Below are 26,191 nucleotides of genomic sequence, written 5' to 3'. Positions count from 1 at the left end.
CCGCCGGTGACCAGTCGCCCGGTCCCGACCGCGCGGCGGCAGCGGCTACGTCGCGGTCATCTCGCGGTGAGCCGGCGCGGCGGCCGCCTCGCTCTCCGCCGGCTCGGCGTACGGCTGGTCGCCACCACCGGCGGCGGCGTACGCCTCGCCGAGCATCACCAGCACCCGCGCCTCGAACCTCGGTGCCTGGATGCTGCGGAACAGGCTGAGGGCCCGGTGCAGGTGCACCACCGCCTGCGGCGCCTTTCCGACCGCCAGGTCCAACTCGCCCAGGCTGCGTTCGACCCGCGCCTCGATCATCCGCTCGCCGGTGCTGGCCGCCAACCCCCGCGCTTCGGTGAGCGCGCGGCCAGCCTGATCGTGGTCGCCGGAGCACAGGTGGGCCAGGCCCAGTCCGTGCAGCGCGTAGGCCTGGCCGATCGGATCACCCAGGTCGCGCACCACGGTCAGGGTCTCGTCGAACGCCGACACGGCCGCCGCATGGTCCCCGGCGCTCAGGTGCGCGTCGGCGAGCCGATGCAGCACCTGCGCCTCGACGCGCCGGCTGCCGGCCTGTCGGCTCAGCTCCAGCGCGCGCGGCAACATCCGCTTGGCCTCCTCCGGGTTGCCGCGTTCCAGCGCGGTCTGCGCCATGCTGTTCAGCACGTACGCCGCCGCGGTCAGATCACCGGCGGCGAGCAGCACGTGCAGCGCACTCTCGTAGCGACGCGTCGCGTTGTCGAAGTCGCTGGCGATCCGATCCAGGTAGGCCAGTTGACGGCTGACCAGGGCGACCCCGTGCTCGGCACCGAGCTGTTTGAACAGCAGCTCGGACTGCTCCAGGTTCTCCCGCGCGTCGGTGAAGCGCTTCTCGACGACGCCCAGCGAGCCGGTGGAGTACAGCATCACCGCCTCACCGCGCTGATCGCCCACGGATCGGCACGCCGCCAGGGCCACCCGGTGGGTCTCTCGCCAGTCGTCGAGATAGATCCGTGACTCGAACAGGGTCACCGACGTGAACGCGAGGTCCCAGCACAGCTCGACCAGGCCGACCTTGACCGTCTGGCGCACGGCGGCGACCAGGTTCAGGCGCTCACGCTCCAACCAGCCCAGCGGATCACGGATGACCCGCGCCACCACCTCCGGGGTGAACGTCCACCGCTCGGCCCGGCTGTGCACCTGCCGGGTGTCGCAACCGTGCAACCGCTCGTGCGCCTGCTCGGCGAGGAAGAGCAGCGCGCCGAGCACCCGTGACAGTGCCGCGCTGCGGTCGGTGGCGCCCTCCTCCACGGCCAGCCGTTCCCGGGCGAACACCCGGATGAGATCGTGGAGCCGGTACTGGGCGCGCAGACCCCCCTCGGTGCCGGTGATCTCGACCAGCTGCGCGTCGACCAGCTCATCGAGCAGGTCCTGCGCGTCGGCCAGCGGCTGGTCGAGCAGCGCGGCGCTGACCCAGCCACCGAAGGCCGGGAAATCGAGCAGGGCCAGCCGGCGGAACAGCCGGCGGGCCTCGTCGGCCAGGTTGTCGTAGGTGAGCGAGATGCTCACCCGGATCCCCAGGGCACCGTGCTTGAGCTCGTCGAGTCGGCGGGACTCGTTCTCCAGACGGCTGGCGAGCTGCTCCACCGTCCAGTGCGGGCGCGCCGACAGCCGCGCGCCGGCGATCCGCAACGCCAGCGGCAGCTGCCCGCACAGCTCGGCCAATTCGGCCGCCGCGTCCGCCTCGGCCTGCACCCGGTCGCCCCCGGCTATCCGCGACAGCAGCGCGATCGACTGGACCGAGTCGAAGACATCCACCTCGATGTGCACCGCGCCCGGGAGCCCGGCCAGGCGCCGCCGGCTGGTGACCAGCACCGCGGAGCTGGGGTTGCCGGGCAGCAGCGGCAGCAGTTGCGTCTCGCTGCCGGCGTTGTCCAGCACGACCAGGATACGCCGGTCGGCCAGCAGGTCGCGGTACATCTCCGCGCGCTCCTCCAGCTCGTCCGGGATCGCATTGCCCGGCACGCCGAGGCCGCGCAGGAAGCGTTCCAGCACCTGGGTCGGACTGGCCTGCCGGGACGCACCGCCGTGCAGGTCGGCGAAGAGTTGGCCGTCCGGATAGCGCCAGGCGAGCCGGTGCGCGACGTGTACGCACAGCGAGGTCTTGCCGATGCCGGGCTTGCCGGCGACCACGACGATCGGCACCGCCAACTGAGCTGGATTCTCCGCGGCCTCGGCGAGGCGTTCCTGGATCTCCTGGACCTGTTCGGTGCGACCGGTGAAGTCCGCGATGTCGGTGGGCAGCAGGCTCGGGCCGCCACCGGTGGCCGGCAGGGGCACGCCGGCGCCGGCGACCGGCAGGATCGGGCCGACGCCGGCGACCGGCAGGATCGGATCGACGCCGGTGACCGGCAGGATCGGATCGACGCCGGCGGCCGGCAGGATCGGGCCGTCGGCGGCCGGCGGGGGCGGGCCGACGCCGTCGGGCGCCGCCTGCTCGACGATGGCGACCGGCGGCGGGTTCACCACCGGCTCGGCCGCGACGGGCAGCCCGATCCCGATCCTCGCCGGGGGCAGCGGCGCGCTGAGCCCGATGTCGGAGCCGAGGATCGAGCGTTCCAACCGCTGCAACCGCTCGCTGGGCTCCAGGCCGAGGTCCTCGATCAGAATCCGGCGGGCCGAGCGGTAGCACTCCAGCGCCTCGGCCTGCCGGCCGGACCGGTAGAGCGCGAGCATCAGCTGCCCGCGCAGCCGTTCGCGCAGCGGATGGGCGGCCACCAGCCCGGTCAGCTCGGCGATCACGTCATCGTGTCGACCCAGGGCGAGCTCGAAGTCGATGCACTCCTCGACGGCGGCCAGCCGGCGCTCGACGAGTCGGTCGGCGGCCGCGCGCAACGGCTCACTGTCCAGGCCCTCCAGCGGCGCGCCACGCCACATGCGCAGCGCCTCGCGGTAGAGCCGCACCGCCTCGTCCTTGTCGACGGTCGCGCCCGCCCGGGTGAGCAACGACTCGTACCGTTGCAGATCGACAGCGTCGTCGGGCACCTCCAGGGCGTACCCCTGGTGCCGGGTGGTGATCGCCTCCGGGCGCCCGTTGGCCGCCAGCAGCCGGCGGAGCGCGGACACACAGATCTGCACCTGGGCACGGGCGCTGTTGGGCAGCCGCTCGCCGTAGACCGCGGTCACCAGTCGCCCGACCGAGATCACCCGGCGCGGTTCCAGGGCAAGGCTGGCGAGGACGATCTGCTGGCGATGACCCCCCAGGTCGACGCGACCCCCGTCGTCGTCGACCGCTTCCAGCGGGCCGAGTACCCGGAATTCCATCGGCCCGCCTACCCTGCGCCACCGTGACGTATTCGTCCCGATGGGGTAGCCATACTCACGACTTGTCGACGCCTGCCCTGCTAATCAGCATATCTGCCCCAATTTCGGTGACCACACCACAATGCACCCCTCGACCGTGTGTCACATTGAGATTACGAACGCATCCATGGCCGCCGCTACCCGATAACCAGAACACTTCGTCCAATCAGGACTGTCCGTTCAATCGATTGTGCAACGACCTGCTGTGTGGGCCCGGTGACGGAGCGCAGCGCCGCTCGGTGATTCGCGACGGTCGACCCGAATGGACATCGCCAAACCCTTAGCAGCCCCGGATTTTCCGGCAGGCGGAGAAAAGGGGTGCCGCCGGCATCAGACCCGCTCTTAGCGTAGCGGGCATGCAGGATCAAACGGCGACAGCTCTCGTGGTGGAGTATCTCAACCGCGCCGCCGCTCACCACGGTGCGGGCCATGTGACCCGCGACGACGTCGACACCGCCATGCGCCTCGGCTGCGGCCTGCCGCAGGGTCCACTCGCTCACCTCGACGACATCGGCATCGACGTCGCCATCGCCATGCTCGACGACGCCGGGGTGCGGCCCGCGGCGATTCTCATCCGGATGGCTTGCGACGGTCGGCTGGGCCGCCGCGTCGGCCGGGGCTTCTACGACTACGACCGACCGGACACCGGCCAGACCGGCGCCCCGCGGGACTCCGCTGCGTCGGGTGACCCGCGTCCACTGCGCCGACTCGGCGTCGTCGGGTCGGGCACCATGGCACGCGGCATCGCGCAGGTCGGCGCCGTCGCCGGCCTGCACACCACGGTGGTGGCCCGGACCGACGAGCGGGCCGCCCTGGCCCGTGCGCAGATCGGCCGCTCGCTCACCACCGCGGTGTCGCGCGGCCGCCTCGACGAGCCGACCCGGATGACCGCCGAGGAGTGCCTGACCACCTCGGCCGACCAGGCCGCACTCGCCGGTTGCGACGTCGTCGTCGAGGCGGTGGCCGAGGACGCCGACATCAAGCGGCGGGTGTTCGCCACCCTGGCCGCCGCCTGCCCGACCGACACGGTGCTCGCCACCACCACCTCGAGCCTGTCCGTCGCCGCGTGCGCGGCCGCCGCCGGCCGTCCCGCCGACGTGCTCGGTCTGCACTTCTTCAACCCGGCGCCGGCGATGCGGCTGGTCGAGATCGCCGCCACCGCGACCACCTCGGCGCAGACGGTGGCGACGGCGCACGCCCTGGTGCGGCGCCTGGGCAAGGTCGCCGTGCACAGCGCCGACCGGTGCGGATTCATCGTCAACTACCTGCTGTTCGGCTATCTCAACCGCGCCATCACCGCGCTGGAGCGCGGCGAGGTGCGGGCCGAGGAGCTCGACGCCACCATCCGCGCCGAGTTCGGCTACCCGATGGGCCCGTTCGCGCTGCTCGACACCATCGGACTCGACGTGTCGCTGGCCATTCTGCGCCGGCTCCACGACGAATTCGGCGAGCCCTGCTTCGCCCCCGCGCCGGCCCTGTCCGCGCTGGTCGCCGCCGGGCGGCTGGGTCGCAAGACCGGCACCGGCTTCCTGAGCGAGATCCCTCGAACCCGGCCACGACAGACGGCGATGGCCGGCAACGCCGTCGCCACAGGAGGTGTCCGATGAACGCGAACTTCGGCGCGGCGGTCGTGGCCGCGCCCGACGCCGCGGCGGTGGCCGCCATACCGGTACCGGAGTACTACCGAGGAGCCGTGCTGCTCGAAGAGGACCAGCACATGTTCGACGACATCCCGCTCGCCGAGCGCGAACCGGCCAAGGCGTTGCACGTGCGCGACGTGCCGACCCCGGAGCCAGGGCCCGGTGAGGCGCTGATCGCCGTGATGGCGAGCGCGGTCAACTACAACACCGTGTGGAGCGCCCTGTTCGCACCGGTGCCCACCTTCAGCTTCCTGCGCCGTTACGCCCGTACCGGTGATCTCGCCGCCCGGCACGCCCAGCCGTACCACGTGATCGGCTCCGACCTCGCCGGCGTCGTCCTGCGCACCGGGCCGGGGGTGCAGCGTTGGCGCCCGGGTGATCGCGTGGTCGCGCACTGCCTGTCGGTGCAGCTACAGCACCCGGACGGCCACGACGACAGCATGCTGGACCCGGAACAGCGCATCTGGGGGTACGAGACGAACTTCGGTGGGCTCGCCGACCTGGCGCTGGTGAACGCGAACCAACTCATGCCGAAGGCGACGCACCTGACCTGGGAGGAGGCCGCGTCGCCCGGGCTGGTCAACTCCACCGTCTATCGGCAGTTGGTGTCACCGCACGGCGCGGGCATGCGCCTCGGCGACAACGTGCTGATCTGGGGCGCGGCCGGCGGGCTGGGCTCGTTCGCCGTGCAGTACGCGCTGTGCGGCGGTGCCACTCCGATATGCGTGGTCTCCAGCCCCGAGAAGGCTGAGGTGTGCCGGCGCATGGGTGCCGAGGCGGTCATCGACCGGGAGGCCGAGGCCTACCGGTTCTGGCGCGACGAGACCACCCAGGACCCGCGCGAGTGGCGCCGGTTCGGCCAGCGTATCCGGGAGCTGACCGGAGGAGACGACGTCGACATCGTCTTCGAGCACCCCGGGCGCGAGACGTTCGGCGCGTCCGTCTATGTCGCCCGCCGTGGCGGCACCGTGGTCACCTGTGCCTCCACCAGCGGGTACGAGCACCAGTTCGACAACCGCCATCTGTGGATGAGTCTCAAGCGGATCGTCGGGACGCACTTCGCCAACTACCGCGAGGCATGGCAGGCCAACCGGCTCGTCGTGCGGGGCCGGATCCACCCGACGCTGTCCGTCACCTATCCCCTCGACGACGTCGGTCAGGCCGTCGACGACCTGCACCGCAACCGGCACCAGGGCAAGGTCGGCGTGCTCTGCCTGGCAACCGCCGAGGGCGGCGGCGTCGAGGACCCCGAGCTGCGGCAGCGGCACCTGACGGCGATCAACCGGTTCCGGCCGCCGGCCGGGTGTGCGGCATGAACGGTCCCGATCCGCGCTGGATCCGGCGGTACCACCGCGGGCCGGACGCCGGCGTCACCCTCGCCTGTCTGGCCCACGCCGGTGGCTCGGCCAGCTTCTTCTACCCGTTCTCGGCAGCCCTGTCCCGCTCGGTCGACCTGGTGGCCGTGCAGTACCCAGGCCGCCAGGACCGCCACGACGAGCCGCAGGTCGACAGCGTGGCGGCGCTCGCCGCGGCGGTGGCCGAGCAGCTGGCCGCCTTCGGCCCGCGACCGGTCGCGCTGTTCGGGCACAGCATGGGCGCGCTCGTGGGTTACGAGACCGCGCGGCTGCTGGAACAGGCCGGCCACCAGCCGACACACCTGTTCGCCTCCGGCCGGCGGGCCCCGTCGACGAGCCGGCCGGAGGCGGTCCATCGGCTCAGCGACGACCGGCTGGTTGCCCACGTGCAGGAACTCGACGGCGACGCCGGCGTCGCCGAGGCGCTCAACGATCCCGACGTGCGCACCATGGCGCTGCCCGCGCTGCGGACCGACTACCGCGCCGTGGAGACCTACCCGGTCACGGCCGGCCCGCCGCTGCACTGCCCGATCACGGTGCTCACCGGCCGCGACGACCCGGTGGTAAGCGCCGCCGAAGCGGCCGCCTGGCAAGGGCACACCCTCGGCGGCTTCGAGTGTCTGACCTTCCCGGGCCGGCACTTCTTCCTGGCCACCCACCGGGACGCGGTCGTGTCCGAGATCGAGCGCCGGCTCGTCGCGGTGCCGAGCGCTCCCCGCTGAAGCCACCGGAATGCGCCGGGTGGGTCGGGAACGGGCCGTGCACCGCCGGGTGGGCCGGAAACCACCACGATCAGGAGGCGTCGCCCCGGTCGGTCTCGAGCTTCGTGTGCAGGATCTCGCGGGCCTGACCCGCGGCGCGGGCGATGCTCTCCGAGACGAAGTCGACGAAGCGGGCGATGTTCTCCAGCCGGGTGGCGGCCGGGGTGCCACGGCCGAGGACACCCACACCCTGCCGGGCGATCTCGCCGAGGTGGGCGGTGGCTCGGGCGCTGGCCATCACCGACTCGTACAGCACGTCGTCGTCGACGACGTAGCGTTCGCGACGCCGTTCGTCACGTTCCCGGCGGACCAGGCCCTGGCTGTCGAGAAAGGCGACCGCCTTGGAGACCGACGCCGGACTCACCCGCAGGCGGCCGACCAGCTCCGAGGCGCTGAGGCTGCCGGTGTCGGTCGTGTAGAGGCAGGCCAGCGTCCGGGCCGTCATCCGGGGCAGCCCCGACTGCATGAAGACCGTGGCGAAGGTCTCCTCGTACTCCTGAACGGCCTCGGCGTCACGACCGTGCGCCTGCGGCGGGGTGTCGGCACGCCCGGAGGTGGTCCTCCGGCGGCGCCGGACGCGTCGCTCGGTGGCATGGTGAGCGAGGTCGGCGCGGTAGGCGGTGGGACCGCCGTTGCGCATCACCTCGCGGGTGATCGTCGAGGTCGGCCGGTTGAGACGCCGGGCGATCGCCGCGTAGGCGAGGCCGTCGGCCAACCCGAGGGCGATCTGCTGGCGCTCGGGTTGAGTGAGCCTACCTCCCGGCATCATGGCCTCCTTCCGTGATCCGCACCGGCCCCGAGCATAGCGTTCACTTGCCCGCCATTGCAACGGACCCGGTAGACAGCGTTGCATTGAACGGCGTGCCATTGCAACGAAATAACCGCCTTGAGCTGGCCATACGCATCTCGTTTGCAACGTAGTTGTTGCCATCTCATTGAAAGCAACGTAGTGTTTCCTGCATCGGAAACATCAGCCAGGAGGAGTCATGATGCAGAGGTTCGACACCCCCGCCGCCATCTCGGCCGTGCTCGACATCCCCGCGGGACGCATCCAGATCATTGCCGCCGACCGCACCGACACGACCGTGGAGATCCTGCCTTCCGACGCCGGCAAGTCCCGCGACGTGACCGCGGCCGAGCGCGTCGTGGTCACCTTCGACGACGGTGTCCTGCGCGTCCAGGCGGCGGAGCCGGCGCGGCGGATCCTCGGCTCGTCCGGGTCCGTCGAGGTGACGGTGCAGCTGCCCGCCGGCTCACGGGTCGAGGCGGAGGCCGCCAGCGTCGAGTTCCGTGGCGTCGGCCGCCTCGGCGACGTCACCTTCGACGGCGCCGAGGGCGCGGTGAAGCTCGACGAGACCGCGCAGGCCCGGCTGACCCTGCAGTCGGGCGACATCACCATCGGCCGTCTCGGCGGCCCCGCGCAGATCAGCACCCAGCGGGGCAACCTGACCGTCGCCGAGGCCGTCGCCGGCACCGTCACCCTGCGCACCGAGCAGGGCAACATCACGATCGGCGCCGCCCGCGACAGCTCGGCCACCCTGGACGCCGGCACCACGTACGGCCGGGTCCGCAACGAGCTCCGCAACACCGACGGCGCCGCCGCCGGCCTGAACATCCACGCGACCACCTCCTACGGCGACATCGCCGCCCGCAGCCTGTAGGGGTCGCCGGCCACGGCCGACCCGGCGGTGACGAGCAAGCCACCACCCGCACCACCGCCACTCTGCTTCCCACTCCCCCGCCCGGGCGGCGTGCGCCGACACCACCGTCGGCGTACGCCGCCCGTCGGTGGTGTCCGGCCAGGGAACGTCGTGCCGCTCAGGCCGCCTCGGGCACCAGCAACCGCGCCGGTGGTCTCGGCCCCGGGTCGGCGACAAGTGCCCGCGCTAGCGCGTCGACGAAGGCGTCGGCCTGAGCCGCGGTGAGCACCAGGGGCGGGGCGAGCCGGATCACGGCGGGCTGAACGGCGTCGACCAGGAAGCCGGCCGTCCGCAGCCAGTCGGTCACCGGCACGGCGACCGGTTCGGTGAGCGCGATGCCGAGCAGCAGCCCGGCACCACGCACCCCGGCGATCAGCGGGTGCGCGACCGCCTCGATGCCGGCACGCAGCCGGTCGCCGACCCGCTTGACGTGGTCGAGCAGGCCCATGCCGGCAATCGTGCGGATCACCGCCAACCCCGCCGCGCAGCTGAGCGGGCTGCCACCCACCGTGGTCCCGTGGGCACCGGTGGCCAGCAGGTCGGCCGCTGTCCCGAACGCCAGGCAGGCCCCGAGCGGCAGGCCGCCACCGAGGCCCTGCGCCAGGGTGACGAAGTCCGGCGCGATCCCCTCGCTCTGGTGGTGGAACCAGTACCCGGTGCGGCCGAGGGCGGTGTGCACCTCGTCCAGCACCAGCAACGCCCCGGTCGCCGTACAGATCGTGCGAGCCGCCGCGAGGTAGCCGGGCGGCGGCACCAGCACGCCGTTCTCGCCCTGAATCGCCTCCAGGATCACCATCGCCGTGGTCTCGCTGACCGCGCCACGCAGTGCCTCGACGTCACCGAACGGGACATGGGTGACGGCGTCCGGCAGCGTCCGGAACGGATGCGCCCGGCCCGGCTGGCCGGTGAACGCGAGCGTCCCCATGGTCCGGCCGTGGAAGGCACCGGTCGTCGCGACCACCTCGGACCGTCCGGTGAGGCGCGCGACCTGGAACGCCGTCTCGTTCGCCTCGGCACCCGAGTCGGTGAACACCACCCGCCCCGGCCCGGTCAGGGCCAGCAGCAGTTCGCCGAGCAGGACGGTCGGCTCGGCCACGTCCCGGCTGGACACGTGGCCGAGCGTCGCGGCCTGCCTGGACACCGCGTTCACGACGGCCGGGTGGGCATGCCCCAGCACGTTCGTCGCGGCGCCGCCCATCAGGTCGAGGTACTCCCGGCCGGCGTCGTCGGTCACCACCGCGCCACTGCCCCTGACCAGGGCCAGACCCGGGGTGCCGTAACTGCTCACCGTCGTACGCGACCAACGTTCGGTAAGTGCTCTGCGGCCACCGCCGTCAACGCGGATCGCCATCACGGCCTCCCGGCGCCCAGATCCGCGCCATGTCGGTCAGCAGCCTGCTCTCCTCGTCCCGGAGATAGAAATGCCCACCGGGAAACAGCCGGAGCTGGAAGGGACCGCGCGTGACGTCCGCCCACCCCCGCATCTTCTCCGGGCTGATCGCGGAGTCCTGCTCACCCAGGTACCCGAACACCGGGCAGTCGAGCGGCGGCCGACGCCCGCCGCGATAGTCGTTGACCAGCTCCAGGTCCGCGCGGATGGCGGGCAACGCGAACTCCCGCAGTTCCAGGTCGGCGAAGACCTCGGTACGGCTCGCGTCGTGGCGGACGATCTCGGCGATGATCTCGTCATCGGTGTATCTCATCCGTGGCTGGTCGACCAGCGCCGCAGGAGGAAGCCGGGCCGACACGCACAGCGCGGCCGGAGGACGACCCCGCCGGTGCAGGCGCACCGCCACCTCGTGCGCCACCGACGCGCCCATGCTGTGCCCGAACAGCACGATCCGCTGCCCGGCCAGCCCGTCGAGCACGTCGGTCACGTCGTCGGCCAGAGCCTCGATACTGGACGGGAACGGCTCGGTGAGGCGGTCCTCCCGGCCCGGGTACCGGATGCCGAGCACGCCGACGTCCGTCGGCAGGCTCGCCGGCCAGGTGCGGTACGCGCTCGCCCAGCCGCCGGCATGGGGAAAACAGACGAGCTTCGTCGTACACCCCTCGCCGTCGTGGAAGCGGCGTAGCCACCGGTCCTTCGTCAGGGTTCTCATCACACCGTCTCCTCTCCAGGTCGCGGCGGCCGCACGCGACGATCAACGGACTCCGCCCGCGGCCCTGGCGTACATGGAGCGCTTGTCGTTTCGTCCGGCACTCCGGGCGAGGATCGAGTCGACGATCTCGCCGCTGCGTACGGCGATGTTCGACAGCAGCGAGGAACTGAGGCCGTGGGTGTGCTCGGTGCCGCCCTGCAGGTAGATGCCGCAGGGCACGTCCGGGGTGGTGGCGACGCGGTAGTCACGTTCCATCCGGAGCCGACCAGTCTCGTCACGCAGACAGTGCTCGTCGAGCGCGCAGAGCAGCCCGGTGGGCTCCATCGAGTCGTAGCCGGTCGCGCAGACCAGCGCGTCCACCTCGAGCTCGTCCTTCTCGCCGGCGGGGCCACCCCGGAGAAGGACGCGGGTCTCGGCGCCCGAGCGCTTCACCGCGTCCACCCTGGTCAGGTTGAGGAAGTGGAGCCGGTCGACGCCGCGCACCTCGTCGTCGTACGCCCTGCGGTAGAGATCCCGGATCACCTCGTCGTCGACCACCGCGTAGTTGGTGTTGCGGTGGTACCGCCAGAACGCCTCGCGCGTCTGGTCGGAGCCGAAGTAGTAGTGGTCGACGGCCCGGGGATCGAAGATCTGGTTCGCGAACGGCGTGGCGTCTGCGATGGAGTAGCCGTAGGACGGGATGATCGCCGAAACCTGGGCGTGCGGGAGTTCGTCGTACAGGAATCTGGTGATCTCGGCGGCGCTCTGGCCCGCCCCGACCACCGCCACCCGGCGCAGCTCGCGCGGGTCCATGCGGCGGAACTTCTGCAGGAACTCGGAGCTGTGCCAGACCCGATCGTCACTCGTGACCCCGTCGAGCATCTTCGGCACCAGGCCCGTCGAGATCACCACGTTGCGGGCCTCGACCACGCGGCTGATCTGACCGGCGACGTCCGCCACGGTCAGCCGCAGCCGGTCCGGTTGCCCCGTGGGGTCGACCGGGACCAGGCGGAGCGAGGTCACCGCGGAGCCGTACGAGACGCGGCCGGCCACCCGGGACTGCGCCCACTCGAGGTACTGGTGGAACTCCTGACGGGTCGGGAAGAAGTCCTGGTTGTTGACGAACTGCGGAAGCCGTCCCGCCGCGTGCAGGAAGGAGATGAAGCTGAAGCTCGACGTCGGATTGCGGAAGGTCACCAGGTCCTTGAGGAAGGAGATCTGCATGGTCGCCGAGGGCAGCAACATGTCGCGGTGCCAGCCGAATCGCGGCTGACGCTCGAAGAAGTGATTGCTGAGCGCACGTTCCGGCTCGTCCAGTGCGCGCTCTTCCAGGGCGATGGAAAGCGACAGGTTGGACGGTCCGAACCCGATGCCGACCACGTCGTAGATCTCATGTTCACGATTCGTCATGAATACTCTCCCGCTGGCATGGCCGCACGACGCGCTGTTCGTATGTCGGCCGGCAATAGTGGCTCTGCGGGATCCCCGGCGAGCGATCGCCCGCCGGGGATCCCCGGTTCAGTGCGCGGAACCCGGTACCTGGTTGCAACCGTTGACCGGTGACGACACGCTCGTCACCGGACGCAGGACGACTCGGACAGCACGCTGGCTGCGCCCGGCTCCGCCCCCAGGCTGATCGTCGCCTGCACCGTGAAGGCGTCCTTGGCGGTCTTGGTGATCGTCGTGGTCAGCGGCAGCGAGGTGCCGTCCGGCTGGATCAGCACGCCGGTCGAGGTGAGCGTGTTGTCGACCCACCCGGGGGTCGTCTGCGCGCCGCGCTGACCGGAGTTGTCGAAGCGGTCCGCCGTGAAGAGGCCCTGCTGGGCGTCCCAACCCCAGATGTACTCGGCCGAGGCGATCGGCGTGCCGTCGATGGTGTTCGTCTCCTGCCACCGCATGAAGTTGCCGTCGAGGATGAACTTGGCGGTCGACTGGGTGTCGAACGCCAACTGGCTGCCGTCCGGCAGGGTCGTCGTCCCGGTGCAGGTCCACTTACCTTTCAGCTTCTTCAGCGGCTGGAGCGCGGAGGTCGGCGCCACCCCCTGAGCCGACGAGCCGAACGACTCGGTGGCCTGGGCGACGGCCGGGCTCAGCACCGCCGCGGCGAGCAGCGCCACGCCGGTGACGGCCGCTGTTGTCGGAGAAATCCTCATTGACATCCACGTCCTCCTATACTTTCGCGCCATCGACATGTCGATGTCGCTGGGATGTGATCCGGCTGAGCGAGCGGCTGCCCGCTCAGACGATTGCTCCGCCTTTCGTCCGCCGGCGCAGCGCGGGCCTGCTCGACTTGTTGAGGTTCTCCCAACGCTGGGACAGGCCGGCGACGGTGCGCGCGGCGAACAACGTGCGGATGGAAACTTCCAGGTGCAGCTCCGCGCGGATCAGCCCGACGAGTCTGATCGCCCGCAGTGAGTTGCCCCCGAGATCGAAGAAGTCCTCGTCGATCCCGATCCGGTCCAGTTCGAGAACGTCGGCGAAGAGCTTCGCCAGGACCTGCTCGGTGTGGTTGCGCGGCGCCCGGTACGAACCGTCGCGGAACTCGGGCACCGGTAGCCGGTTCCGGTCCACCCGGCCGCCGGCCGTGACCGGCAGCCGGTCCAGCACCACGAAGGCCGAGGGCACCAGGGACTCGGGCACCCGCCCGGCGACGAACCGGCTCAGCTCCTCGTGGAAGGCCTCGCTGCCGGGGTCGAGGGCGCCGGCACCCGTCGTGTCGCGGGCGGGCAGCGGGACCACGTACGCCACCAGGCGCTGCTGGCCGGCGGGATCGGCACCGACGTCCACGAACGACTGCGCGAGCCGGGGATGCTCGGCGAGCACCTCCTCGAGGTGACCGGTGTCGACCCGGGCGCCGCCGAGACTCGCCTGACCACCGGCCCGGCCCACGTACTCCAACCGGCCGTCGGCACCCCACCGGGCTCGGTCCCCGGTGCGGTACATGCGCCCGCCCGGCGGCCCGAACGGACAGGCCACGAACCGTTGTGCGGTGTGCCCGGGGCGCCGGGCGTAGCCGCGCGCGACGGCCGGGCCGGCCACGTACAGCTCACCGACCACGCCGTCCGGCACCGGTGTCAGCCCGGGGCCCAGCACGTAGCGGGCCACGCCATCGGTCAGTCCGGCGGCGGCAGCGGGCCGCTGCTCGTCGGTCGCCGCGCCGCGCGCCCGGACCAGGGCGGTGGCGCCGACCGGACCATGACCGTTGACGATCGACAGCCCCGGACAGGCCGCGCGGACCCGCTGCATGGCGGTCGCGGTCACCTGGTCGGCCGGGATCCACACCTGGCTGAGTCCCGCCAGGGCGTCGGGGCGTTCGGCGGCGACGGCGGAGAACAGCCGCGCGCTCAGCCAGACGACGGAAATCTGGTGTGCCGACCGGATCGCGGTGAGCCCGTCGCCGTCCAGCCCGGTCTGCTCGGCCACGACGACCCGGCCGCCGGTGAGCAGGGGCAGCCACAGTTCGAGCGCGAGTGCGTCGGAGGCGGGCGACGTGTGCCACAGGACCGTGTCGCGGCTGTCGCGTGGCCAGTGTCGGTCCAGGACGAAGCGGGCCAGGTTCCGCTGGGTGACCACGACGCCGGTGTCCGGGTCGGCCGAGGCGCAGCCGTACAGCACGGCGACCGCGCCGTCGGCGGGTGCCCGGGCCGGCTCGGCGCCATCGGTGGCGGCCGCCTCGAGGTCGTGGCACATCACCACCGGCACCGTCGAATCGGCCCGCAGCCGGTCGGCCGGCGCGGCGTCGACGAGCAGCATGCCCGCGTCGGACGTGTCGAGCTGCGAGCGGAGCTGGTCGGCCGGCAGGCCCGGGTCGACCGGCAGGTAGGCGGCACCCGCCCGAACCACGCCCAGGAGCGCGACGACCAGGTCCACCGATCGGGGCATCGCCACCGCCACGACCGTCTCGGGTCCGATGCCGCGACCACGCAGCGCCGCGGCCAGCCGACCGGATCGCTCGTCCAGTTGCCGGTAGGAGATCGACGAGTCGCCGGTCACGAGGGCGACCGCGTCGGGATCCCGCGCCACCCGTCGCGCGAACAGCTCCGGAATCGTCGGAGCCGAGGCCGTCGACTCCTCCGGTGCCGTCAGCATCCGGTCCCGCTCGGTGTCGCCGGCCACGTCCAACGCGCCGATCGGCTGTGCGCCGGTGGCGACCACGGCCCGGATGAACGCGATCAGGTCCTCGCCGATCAGGCGCAGCTCCGCCCGCGAGTACAGGCTCGCGGCCGCGTCCAGCCGGATGAACAGGTCGCTGTCGGGGGTTCCGTCGCGGTACACGCCGATCGAGAGCTCGTTGAAGCTCCCGGTCGTCGCCCCGGAGTAGCGCGCCGGGTGGTCGGCGAAGTGGATCTGGTCGACGAACTCGATGACGTTCATGACCACGCCGAAGCTCCCGCGTTCGCTGGGAGTCACCGCGATCGCGCGTTGGATGTCGGAGTAGTGGCGCTGTGTGTGCCCGGAGATCTCGTAGGTCTCCTCGACGATCGCGTCGGCCAGCTCGGCGACGGTCACGCTCATCGGGACGCGGACCCGCACCGGCACCACGTTGACGGCCAGCCCGGGGGTCGTGCCCGCCGGTCCGCTCCGGTTGCCGGCGGCCAGGGAGAGCAGGAACTCGGGAAGATCGCAGCGGTGCCGCAGGAACGCCGCCGCGGCCGTGGTCAGCATGGACGACATCCACACGCCCATCGACTCCGCGGCGGCGGCCCACGCGTCGGCCTCGGCTCGTGCGACGGTAAGCGTCCGGCTGGCCATGCCGATCGCGCCGGCCACCTCGGCCCAGCTGTCCGCGCTGCTCATCGGGGTTTCCAGCTCAGCCCGCCGCGCATCGGGGACGACGATCCGGGGAACCTGCGCCGGCGGGGGTGCTTCCTTCAGGTAGTCACGCCAGAACTCGGCGTCCGCCGTGGACTGGTCCGAGGCGAGGTACTCGGTGGCGATCGCCGCGAACGACTCGACGTCCCAGCGGTGCGGCAGCGTCGGGATCTCCTGCCCCCGCGCCAGAGCCGTGTACACCTCGGCCAGGCGCCGCGACAGCAGGCCGCCGGCGCCGTAGCCGTCGGCGACGAGGTGGTGGTAGGCGATCACCAGTAACGACCGGTCGGCGGCGAGCTTGACCACGCCCAGCCGGAACAGCACGTCGCGCGACACGTCGAACGGCTTGCTGATCATTTCGGCCAGGGCGTCCCGCGCGGCCCCCTCGGGATCGTCCGTGTCCGCGAGGTCCAGGAAGAACGGTCGCCAGTCGCCCAGCTCCCGGGGTACCAGCCTCAGTCCGTCGCCGTCGTCGACGAAGGTGACCCGAAGGATCTCCGCCTCGTCGAGGACGTGCCGGAACGCGGACGCGATGGCTGTCTCGTCCAGCTCACCCGCCACGTCCCACATCGTCAGCGCGTGGTTGAGCGTGGCGGACGCCATGCCGTCCGCCAGCCACAGTCCCTTGTGTGCGGGCGACGCATCGAACGAGCGCACACGAATCACCCCTCAGCAATAGCGCGGGAATCGAATAAATTCGCCAACCACCTCCCACATTCCGTGAGGTGATCCAGCTTTACAAGCCATTTGGAAAGCGGAGGCGGCACGCTCACCGCCCTTACCTGCCTCGTCCCGCTGGCGGGACAATGCATCGGCGACGGAGCCCGGAAAGCCCCTTTTCGCCTTACTGCTGGTCGCTGCCCGCAAGGGTGGACACGATGTGCCCGGCGACCATTCGTGGTGACGGATGGCGCAGCACCAGGTTCGCCCGGAGTTTGACACCCGTGGAGGTGGTCAGGCGCTTACTCAGCTCCATGGAGAGCAGTGAGTCGAACCCGATCTCCTTGAACTGCTGGTCCGGGTTGATGCTCGTGCCGCAGCTGCGGCCCAGCACGACGGCGACCTTGTCGAGGACGTGCGCCAGGACGAGTGCCGTCGCGTCCTCCGCCGGCAGGGCGGAGATCTGGTCGGACAGGGGCGCCTGCGGCTCGTCGACCGTCGGTGGCACCGGGGACGGCAACTCCGGCGCGGCCTCGCGGCGTACGGAGTCCACCCAGTAGCGTTGCCGCTGGAAGGCGTAGGTCGGCAGGTCCACCCGCCGGCTCGACGCGATCAGCGCGTTCCAGTCCACCGTCCCGCCACGGGCGTGCAGGTGGGCGAGCGAACCGAGCAACGCCGCCACCTCCTCCCGATCGCGGCGGGTCGACGACAGCACCAACGCGTCGTCGAGGTCCTCGACGATCTCCTGCACCGGAACGGTCAGCACCGGATGCGGACTCATCTCGATGAATAGCCGGAATCCGTCCTCGGTCGAGCGTCGCACGGCGGAATCGAACAGCACCCTTTCGCGCAGATTGTCGTACCAGTAGTCCCGGTCGAGTTCGGCGGTGTCCAGGCGCGTGCCGTGCAGCGTCGAATAGAGGGGCACCGGGGCGGTGACCGGTGCCACGCCGTCCAGCGCACCGATCACCTTGTCGCGTACCCGGGCCACCTGATGGGAATGCGACGCGTAGTCGACGGAAATCCTGCGCGCCTGGATGTCTTCGGCCTTCATCGCGTCGATGAACTCGTCGAGCGCCGCCGGCTCGCCGGACACCACCACCGAGCGGGGTCCGTTGACGACGGCGATGCTCACCCGGCCCTGCCACGGCGCCAGGCGCTGCGCCACGACATCGACGCCGGCCACCACCGAACCCATGCCACCGTGCCCGATCAGATCCACGAGTGCCTGGCTACGCAGCGCCACGATCCGGGTGGCGTCCCGCAGGGACAGGGCGCCGCAGACATGGGCCGCGGCGATCTCACCCTGGCTGTGCCCGATCACCGCGGCCGGCACGACCCCCCATGACTGCCACAACGCGGCCATGGACACCATCACCGAGAACAGCACCGGTTGCACCACGTCGACCCCGTCCAGCGTCGGCGCACCGGGCACCCCCCGCATGACATCCAGCAGGGACCAGTCGACCCACTCGGCCAGCGCCGCGGCGCACTCGTCGAACCTGGTGGCGAAAGCCGGGAAGGAGTCGTACAACTGCCGGCCCATGCCGACCCACTGCGAGCCCTGCCCGGGGAACAGGAAGACGGCCCCGCCCAGGTTGCCGGCGACCCCGCGCACCACCGAGGGCGAGTCCGCGCCGTCGCGTACCGCCGTCAGTCCCTGCAGCAGCTCGTCCCGATCGTGGCCAAGCACGACCGCCCGGTGCGGGAACCGGGTGCGGTGCGAGATCAACGAGGAGGCGACGTCGGCGACGTCGACGGCGGGATCAGCGGCGACGAAGTCGTGCAACCTGGCGGCCTGCTGCGCCACGGCGGCGGCGCTCTTGCCCGACACCACCCACGGCACCAGCCCACCGGGCACGGCGGAGCGCGGGCGGTGGTCGTCCGCCTCGGCCGCCGCCGGCTCCTCCAGAATGACGTGGGCGTTGGTGCCGCTGACCCCGAACGACGACACCGCGGCCCGCCGCGGACCGTCCGCCGCTTCCCACTCGCGCCCCTCGACCAGGAGCTGGACGGCACCGGAGGACCAGTCCACGTGCCCGGAGGGTGCGCCCACGTGCAGTGTCTTCGGCAGGTACCGGTGTCGCATCGCCAGCACCGCCTTGATCACCCCGGCGACGCCGGCCGCGGCCTGGGCGTGGCCGATGTTGGACTTCAGGGAGCCCAGCCAGACCGGACGGCCCGCCGCCCGGTCCCGGCCGTAGGTCGCGAGCAGGGCCCCGGCCTCGATCGGGTCGCCCAGCACCGTCCCGGTGCCGTGCGCCTCGACCAGGTCCACCTCGGACGCCGACACGCCGGCGTTGACCAACGCCCGCCGGATGACCTCCTCCTGGGCCCGGCCGTTGGGGGCGGTCAGCCCGTTGCTGGCGCCGTCCTGGTTCACCGCGGATCCGCGCAGCACGGCCAGCACCGGATGGCCGTTGCGGCGGGCGTCCGACAGTCGCTCCAGCAGCAGCACGCCCACCCCCTCGGCCCAACCCGTCCCGTCGGCGCCGTCCGCGAAGGACTTGCACCGGCCGTCGGGCGCCAGCCCGCGCTGTCGGGAGAACTCCACGAAGATGGAGGGCGTCGACATCACCAACGCCCCGCCGGCCAGCGCGAGCGAGCACTCCCCCGCCCGCAGCGACTGCGCCGCCAGGTGCAGGGCCACCAGCGACGAGGAACACGCCGTGTCGATCGACACCGCCGGCCCGGTCAGCCCCAGCTCGTACGCCACCCGGCCGGAGGCGACGCTCAGGGTGCTGCCCTGCAGCAGGTAACCCTCCAGTTCGCTGGGGCCGTCCAGGAGTCGGGTCCCGTACTCCGACGAGCTCACCCCGGTGAACACGCCGACCTCGGCACCACGCACCTCGGCGGGCACGATGCCGGCCCGCTCGAACGCCTCCCACGAGGTCTCCAGCAGCAGCCGTTGCTGCGGATCGACGGCCAGCGCCTCGCGCGGGGAGATGCCGAAGAAGTCGGCGTCGAACCCGGCCATGTCGGTGAGGAACCCGCCCTGCCGCACGTACGAGCTTCCCGTGGTGTCGGGGTCGGGGTGGTAGACGTCGCGCCAGCCCCGATCGGTGGGGAAGTCCGACACGACGTCCCGGCCGGCGCGGATCACCTCCCACAGTTCCTCCGGTGAGGAGACCCCGCCCGGGTAGCGACAGGCCATCGCCACCACCGCGATCGGCTCACCCCGGCCGGCCTTCAATGCGTCGTTCTCCTGGCGGAGCCGGTCACGTTCGGCCAGCAGGGCGCGCAGGGCCTGTTGCACCCGGTCGCCGCCCGCGCTCACGGCCGGACCGTCAATGGCGTCGCTCATGTCAGTTGTTCCTCCCGTCGAGAGCCAGGTCCAGCAGCGCCTCCAGGTCCAGCTCCGCCAACTCGTCCGGCTCGGCACCGGCCGCCGGAACCGAACCGTCCAGTTGCACCGGTTGGGCACAGGCCAGAATCTGTTCGAGAATGCCCAGGTCACGCAGCCGGTCGATGGAGACCGTGCGCAGCGCCTCACGGATCGCCTCGTCACCGGCCTCGACCGCGTCCTCGGCCGGGTCGGACTGCGGCTCCGGACGCAGCAGGTCGTTGAGGTGCCGCCCCAACTCGTCCGGCGTCGGATAGCTGAAGACGAGCGTGGAGGGCAGGCGCAGCCCGGTCGCGGAGGCCAGGCGGTTGCACAGCTCCACCGAGGTCAGCGAGTCGAACCCGAGCACGGTGAACGGCTGCTCGGCGTCGACCGCCGCACCGGCCGGATAGCCGAGCACGACCGCGACCTGTTCGCAGACCCACTCCCGTACGGCCGCCTGCGCCTCGTCGCCGTTCAGCGTCGCCAGCCGGTCGCGCAACCCACGGGAGCCGCCGTCGGGGGCCCGGCGGGAGCCGGAGCGTACCGATCGGCCACTGTCGGCGAGTTCGCGCAGCACCGCCGGCAGTTCGTCGGCGGGCCTGCCGCGCAGCGCCGCGGAGTCCAGTCGCGCCGGGATCAGCACCGGTGTGTCCAGCGCACACGCCGCGTCGAAGAGGGCCAGCGCCTGGGACGTGGGCAACGGACCGACGCCCAGTCGCCGCAGCCGGGACAGGTCGGCCTGGCCCAGGTCCTCGGTCATGCCGCTGCTCTGCTCCCACCACCCCCAGCACAGCGAGGTGGCGACGAGGCCGCCGGCTCGGCGCCGTGACGCCAGCCCGTCCAGGAACGCGTTCGCCGCGGCGTAGTTGGCCTGTCCCGCGGTACCCAGCGTGCCGGCGAGCGCGGAGAACTGGATGAACGCCGACAGGGGGCGATCCCTGGTCAGCTCGTGCAGGTTCACCGCACCGCCGACCTTGGCCCGGAGCACCCGGTCGAGGCTCTCCCGATTGAGCGACTCGATGGTGCCGTCCGCCAGCACACCCGCCGCGTGCACGATCGCCGTCAGCGGGTACCGGCCGGGCACGGCGGCCAGCAGCTCCGCCACGGCCTGCCGGTCGGCCACGTCGCAGGCCACGACCCGGACCGCGGCACCGGCGCCTTCCAGGTCCGCGACCAGCTCCGGCACCCCGGGGGACGCGGGGCCGCCACGGCTCGCCAGCAGCAGACTACGGACGCCGTGCTCGGCGACGAGATGCCGGGCCACGAGCGAGCCCACTCCCCCGGTGCCACCGGTGACCAGCACGGTGCCGCCACCCAGGCCCCCGCCCAGGTCGAGGACCAGCTTGCCGACGTGGCGGCCCTGGCTCATCTCCCGGAACGTCCGGCGGGCGTCCCGGACGTCGCGCACCGAGACCGGGTTCAGTCGCACCCGCCCGTCGGCGAACAGCTCCATGACCTTCTCGAACATGTCCCGGAGCGCGTCCGGACCCGCCTCGTAGAGGTCGAAGGCCGTGTAGTCGACGCCCGGATGCTCGGCCGCCACCCGGCCAGGGTCCCGGATGTCCGTCTTGCCCATCTCGATGAAGGTGCCGCCCCGGGGCAGCAGCCGCAGGGAGGCGTCCACGAAGTCGTGTGCGAGGGAGTTCAGCACGACGTCGAGCCCGCGACCATCCGTGGTGGCCGAGAACTTCGTCGCGAACTCCAGGTCACGCGACGAGGCCAGGTGTTCGTCGTCGATTCCCAGGGCCCGCAGCGCGGGCCACTTGCCGGGGCTGGCGGTGGCGTAGACCTCGGCCCCGACGTACCTGGCCAACTGGACGGCGGCCATACCCACGCCGCCGGCACCGGCGTGGATCAGGATGCGCTGTCCGGCCGTGAGCCTGGTCACCTGGAACAGGGCGTGGTAGGCGGTCAGGAAGGCGCTCGGCATCGACGCCGCCTCGGCGAAGCTCCACCCGTCGGGGATCGCGGTGACCAGGCGGTGGTCCGCCACGGCCACTGGCGCGAACGCGCCGGGGAAGATGCCCAGCACCCGGTCGCCCGGCGCGAGCCCGGTCACGTCGTCGGCCACCTCGAGCACGACGCCGGCGCCCTCACTGCCGAGCCCGGCGTCGAAGGCGGTTCGCTCCACCAGCCCGAGGGCGATGGTGACGTCCCGGAAGTTGAGGCCGGCGGCCTGCACCGCGACCCGCACCTGTCCACTCGCCAGGGGGGCCTGCGCCTGCGGGCCCGGGATCCAGGTCAGGTTCTCCAGGGTGCCGGCGCTCGACATTCCCAGCCGGTGGGCGTCGTCCGGTGGCGGTTCGAGTTGGTGCTCCGCGGGCGTGACCGGAACCATCCGGGGAACGAGATACGCGCCGCCACGCACGGCCAGTTGTTCGTCGCCCGCGGCGAGCACGGCCGGGAAGCAGGCGGGTGCGGCTGCTTCGTCGTCGACGTCCACGATCCGGAACCGTCCGGGGTGCTCCGTCTGGGCGGACCGGATCAGGCCCCACACCGACGCGCCGGGCAGGCCGTCCACCCCGTCGCCGGTGTCCACGGCCGACCGGGTGATCACCACGAGCGTCGTGGCGGCCAGCCGCTCCTCGGTCAGGAACCGCTGGACCAGCGTGAGGACGCCGTTGGTCGCGTGGCTCACCTCGGCCACCGGGTCGCCGCCGACGAGCAGGTCGTCCACCCCGATAACGAGGTGTCGCGGCGGACCGGCCTCGATCGCCGCGTCGACGGACTCGTACCGAGTCACGTCGCCGTCCGCGTCCCCGAGACGGGCCGCCAGGCCGTCCTCGGCACCCAGCACCGCCCACTGCCCGCGGTGGGGTCCCCGTTCGGGCGGCTCGACCTGCCGCCATCGCAGCTCGAACAGCGACTGCTCCGGAGTGCCGGCGGCCGAGCGCACCTGCTCCGCACTGACCCGCCGGAACGTCAACGCGTCGACGTGCGCGACCGCACGGCCACGCTCGTCGGCGACCGTCACCGAGAAGGCACCTTCGCCGACCGGGGACAGCCGGACCCGGACCGACGGTCCACAGTCACCGACCAGCCGTACGCCGGACCAGGCGAACGGCATCCAGCCCTGCTCGCCGTGTACCTCGATGGCGCCGCCGGCCACCAGGGCGTGCAGCACCGTGTCCAGCAGCGCCGGGTGCAGCGTGAACCCGCCACCGGACGAGGTCGTCGCGGCCTCGGGCAGCGTGGCGGCGGCGAACAGGTCGTCGCCGTCCCGCCACACCTCGGCCAATCCGCGGAACGCCGGACCGTAGTCGAATCCCGCGTCCGCCAGGGAGTCGTACAGATCCGCCAACTCCAGCCGTCGGGCGCCGGCCGGGGGCCACTGCGTGACGGTCCGGGCGGGCGGCGGCGCGGTGACCGGAGCCAGCCGGCCGATGGCGTGGCGGGTCCACGCCGCTGCCGGCTGGTCGTCGCCGGAACACGAGTAGACGGTCAGGCAGCGACGTCCGGCCTCGTCCGGTGCACCGGCGACCAGCCGCACCCGCACGTCACCGGCGTCCGGGAGAATCAACGGGACTTCCAGGGAGAGCTCCTCGACCGCCGCGCAGCCGACCTGGTCGCCCACCCACAACGCCAGGTCCAGGTACGCGGTCGCCGGCACGACCACCTGGCCGTACACCGTGTGGTCGACCAGCCACTGGTGGGTCCGCACCGACCACCGGTCGCTGAACATCACCTCGCCGCTGTCGGGATGGTCGACGGCGGCACCGAGCAGCGGATGGTCCGTTGCCGCCAGGCCGGCGGTCGCCACGTCCGCCGTCGTGCCGGCCCGGAAGTCCAGCCAGTAACGTCGGCGCTGGAACGCGTACGTCGGCAGGTCGACCCACTGGCGGGTACCGAGCAGGTCGGCCCAGCCCACGGCGCCGCCCCGCACGTGCAGCCGCGCCAACGCCTCGGCCAGTCCCGCCGCGGCCTCGCGACCACGGCGCGCCGACGACACCACCAGCGCGTCGTCGACGTTCGCGGTGGCGAAGGCGTCCGTGGTGATGCTCGCGAGCGTCGAGCCCGGCCCCACCTCGAAGAACACGTCGACGCCGGCGGCGCGGGCCTGCTCCACGGCGGCGTGGAAGCGGACCGGTTCGCGCACGTGGCTCACCCAGTGTTCGACGGAGGTCAGCTCGGCCAGGGTCGCTTCCCGGCCGAGCCGGGTCGACACGATCGGTACCGTCATCGTGCCCGGCGCGAGCTCGCCGATCGCGGCGGCGAACTCGGCCAGGACCGGGTCCATCAGCGGGGAGTGGAACGCGTGGTCGACGTCGAGCAGCTTCGCCGACACGCCGCGGGCGAGGAGCCGGTCCCGCAGGTCGTGCACGTCGTCACGGGTACCCGAGGCCACCACCGAGTCCGGGCCGTTCACCGCGGCGATGGCGACGCGGTCGTACCGGTCGAGCAGTTCGCCCACGGTCTCCTCGTCCGCGCGTACCGCCAGCATGGCACCGCGTTCGCGGACCGTCTGCATGATCCGCCCCCGCGCGGCCACCAGCCTGGTGGCGTCGTCGAGGTTGAGCGCCCCGGAGACGTGCGCGGCGGCGATCTCGCCGACGGAGTGACCGATCAGGAAGTTCGGTCGTGGACCGTAGCGGGTGACGAGCCGGTACAGGCTGACCTGCAGGGTGAACAGGGCCGGCTGGGCGATGTCCGTCCGGTTGTGGTCCGCGGGCTGCTCGGCGAGCAGGATGGGCTTGAGAGCGAACGGGAGGTGCGCGTCGAAGCGCGCGCAGATCTCGTCCAGGCTCCGCGCGAAGTCGGGGAAGGCGTCGTACCACTGCCGCGCCACTGCGCTCCAGCGCGCTCCCTGGCCGGGGAACATGAGGGCGACGCCGCCGATCTCCGTGGCGACGCCACGCACGACTCCCGCCGCCTCCTCGCCGTCGGCTGTCGCGGTGAGGCCGGCGAGCAGTTCCTCGCGGGTGTCACCGAGGACCACCGCCCGATGCTCGAACAACGACCGCGTCGACAACAACGAATGCGCCACATCCGCCACATCCACACCCGGCGCACCCACCACAAAATCCCGCAACCGGGCCGCCTGCGCCCGCAACGCCGACTCCGAACGCCCCGACACCACCCACGGCACCACACCACCGACAACCGGCACCCCGGCCACCCCCACCGGCCCCTCCAAAGCCGGCGCCTCCTCCACAATCACATGCGCATTCGTCCCACTGGCGCCGAAGGCCGACACACCCGCCCGCCGCACCCGACCCGCACCACCAACCCACGGCCTCGCCCGCGTCAACAACTCCACCGCACCAACCGACCAGTCCACATGCGACGACGGCCGATCCACATGCAACGTCCGCGGCAACACCCCACACCGCAACGCCATCACCATCTTGATCACACCAGCCACACCCGCCGCAGCCTGCGTATGACCAATATTCGACTTCAACGACCCCAACCACACCGGCACACCAGAATCCCGACCCTGCCCATACGTCGCCAACAACGCCTGCGCCTCAATCGGATCCCCCAACCGCGTACCAGTCCCATGCGCCTCCACCACATCCACATCACCAGCACGCAAACCCGCATCCACCAACGCCGCACGAATCACCCGCTGCTGCGCCAACCCATTCGGCGCCGTCAAACCATTCGACGCACCATCCTGATTAACCGCCGAACCACGAATCACCGCCCACACCCGACGACCATTCCGCCGCGCATCCGACAACCGCTCCAAAACCAAAACCCCAGCACCCTCCGAAAAACCCGTACCATCCGCCGCATCCGCGAACGCCTTACACCGCCCATCCACCGACAAACCCCGCTGCCGGGCGAACTCCCGGAACACCTGCGGCGTCGCGGTGACCGTCACGCCGCCGGCCAGGGCGAGGTCGCACTCGCCCTGGCGCAGCGAACGCACCGCCTGGTGCACCGTGACCAGCGACGAGGAGCAGGCCGTGTCGGTCGACACCGCCGGACCCTCCAGGCCCAGCACGTACGACACCCGGCCCGACGCCACGCTCGCCAGCGATCCGGTCTGCGCGTACCCGGAGATGACCTCGGGCGTGACGAAGTGGTTGCCGTATCCGAAGTAGGCCAGGCCGGCGAACACACCGGTTCGGCTGCCACGCAACGAGTGCGGGTCGATGCCGGCACGTTCCAGCGACTCCCACGACACCTCCAGCAGGAGCCGCTGCTGCGGGTCGGCGGCCAGCGCCTCGCGCGGGTTGATGCCGAAGAACTCGGCGTCGAAGTCTCCGGCGTCGCTCAGGAAGCCACCGGTGCGGGTGTAGCAGGTGCCGGGTCGGCCGGCGTTCGGGTCGTACAGCTCGTCGAGGTCCCAGTTCCGGTCGGTGGGAAAGTCGGACATGACGTCCGCGCCCGACTCGACAAGGTCCCACAACGCCTCCGGAGTCACCGCGCCGCCCGGGAACCGGCAGGCCAGGCCGACCACCGCGATCGGCTCGCTGGCGGCCTCGGTCAACTCGCGCAACCGCTTGCGCGTCTCCATCAGCTCGATGGACGTCCGACGGAGGTAGTCCAGGACGTCGGCATTGTTGTCGTTGGTCATCGCTCTTCCC

General features: G+C 71.7%; 13 protein-coding genes. 4 read left to right on the top strand and 9 right to left on the bottom strand.

Annotated features, from left to right (window positions below):
• Window positions 1-45 precede the first annotated feature (45 nt).
• On the bottom strand, window positions 46-3,282 hold the full coding sequence (locus V5O40_RS03060; protein WP_332904032.1) for an AfsR/SARP family transcriptional regulator: 3,237 nt from the start codon (window positions 3,280-3,282) through the stop codon (window positions 46-48).
• Between the two features lie 395 nt (window positions 3,283-3,677).
• Between V5O40_RS03060 and V5O40_RS03055 the strand changes: the two genes are divergently transcribed.
• Genes V5O40_RS03055 through V5O40_RS03045 form a run of 3 tightly spaced genes read left to right on the top strand, consistent with a single transcriptional unit; the run spans window position 3,678 to window position 7,038 of the window.
• Entirely contained in the window at window positions 3,678-4,928 is a 1,251-nt protein-coding gene (locus tag V5O40_RS03055; protein ID WP_332904031.1) for a 3-hydroxyacyl-CoA dehydrogenase NAD-binding domain-containing protein, read from the top strand.
• Entirely contained in the window at window positions 4,925-6,277 is a 1,353-nt protein-coding gene (gene ccrA, locus V5O40_RS03050) for a crotonyl-CoA carboxylase/reductase (protein ID WP_332904030.1), read from the top strand. Before V5O40_RS03055 ends, ccrA begins: the two co-directional genes overlap by 4 nt.
• Window positions 6,274-7,038, top strand: a complete 765-nt coding sequence (locus V5O40_RS03045; RefSeq protein WP_332904029.1) for a thioesterase II family protein — start codon at window positions 6,274-6,276, stop codon at window positions 7,036-7,038. The genes ccrA and V5O40_RS03045 overlap by 4 nt, the downstream gene beginning before the upstream one ends.
• Window positions 7,039-7,108: 70 nt before the next feature.
• On the opposite strand, the gene V5O40_RS03040 is transcribed toward V5O40_RS03045, so the two are convergent.
• Window positions 7,109-7,843 carry a helix-turn-helix domain-containing protein gene (locus V5O40_RS03040; RefSeq protein ID WP_332904028.1) on the bottom strand — a complete coding sequence of 245 codons (735 nt, stop codon included), beginning with the start codon at window positions 7,841-7,843 and terminating at the stop codon, window positions 7,109-7,111.
• 223 nt (window positions 7,844-8,066) lie between these two features.
• On the opposite strand from V5O40_RS03040, the gene V5O40_RS03035 reads away from it, so the two are divergent.
• Window positions 8,067-8,738: a DUF4097 family beta strand repeat-containing protein gene (locus V5O40_RS03035; RefSeq protein WP_332904027.1), complete on the top strand. Its 672-nt coding sequence runs from the start codon at window positions 8,067-8,069 to the stop codon at window positions 8,736-8,738.
• A gap of 157 nt (window positions 8,739-8,895) precedes the next feature.
• Here the strand turns inward: V5O40_RS03035 and V5O40_RS03030 are convergent, their stop codons facing one another.
• From V5O40_RS03030 to V5O40_RS03000, 7 genes are all read right to left on the bottom strand, one after another.
• Window positions 8,896-10,128, bottom strand: a complete 1,233-nt coding sequence (locus tag V5O40_RS03030) for an acetylornithine transaminase (RefSeq protein WP_332904026.1) — start codon at window positions 10,126-10,128, stop codon at window positions 8,896-8,898.
• Entirely contained in the window at window positions 10,112-10,879 is a 768-nt protein-coding gene (locus tag V5O40_RS03025; protein ID WP_332904025.1) for a thioesterase II family protein, read from the bottom strand. Before V5O40_RS03025 ends, V5O40_RS03030 begins: the two co-directional genes overlap by 17 nt.
• A gap of 42 nt (window positions 10,880-10,921) precedes the next feature.
• Window positions 10,922-12,268, bottom strand: coding sequence for a lysine N(6)-hydroxylase/L-ornithine N(5)-oxygenase family protein (locus V5O40_RS03020; protein WP_332904024.1), 1,347 nt, complete (start codon window positions 12,266-12,268; stop codon window positions 10,922-10,924).
• A gap of 164 nt (window positions 12,269-12,432) precedes the next feature.
• Complete coding sequence (locus V5O40_RS03015) at window positions 12,433-13,017, bottom strand: DUF1579 family protein (protein ID WP_332904023.1); 585 nt, start codon at window positions 13,015-13,017, stop codon at window positions 12,433-12,435.
• Between the two features lie 79 nt (window positions 13,018-13,096).
• Entirely contained in the window at window positions 13,097-16,327 is a 3,231-nt protein-coding gene (locus V5O40_RS03010; protein WP_332904022.1) for an AMP-binding protein, read from the bottom strand.
• A 187-nt stretch (window positions 16,328-16,514) separates the two neighbouring features.
• The gene (locus V5O40_RS03005; protein WP_332904021.1) at window positions 16,515-19,634 is read right to left on the bottom strand and encodes a type I polyketide synthase; all 3,120 of its coding nucleotides are present in this window, start codon (window positions 19,632-19,634) and stop codon (window positions 16,515-16,517) included.
• A gap of 1 nt (window position 19,635) precedes the next feature.
• Window positions 19,636-26,181: a type I polyketide synthase gene (locus tag V5O40_RS03000; protein WP_332904020.1), complete on the bottom strand. Its 6,546-nt coding sequence runs from the start codon at window positions 26,179-26,181 to the stop codon at window positions 19,636-19,638.
• Between the last annotated feature and the right edge of the window lie 10 nt (window positions 26,182-26,191).

This window comes from Micromonospora palythoicola, assembly GCF_036689795.1.
GTDB lineage: Bacteria > Actinomycetota > Actinomycetes > Mycobacteriales > Micromonosporaceae > Micromonospora > Micromonospora palythoicola.
This window is presented reverse-complemented; position numbering and strand designations above follow the sequence as displayed.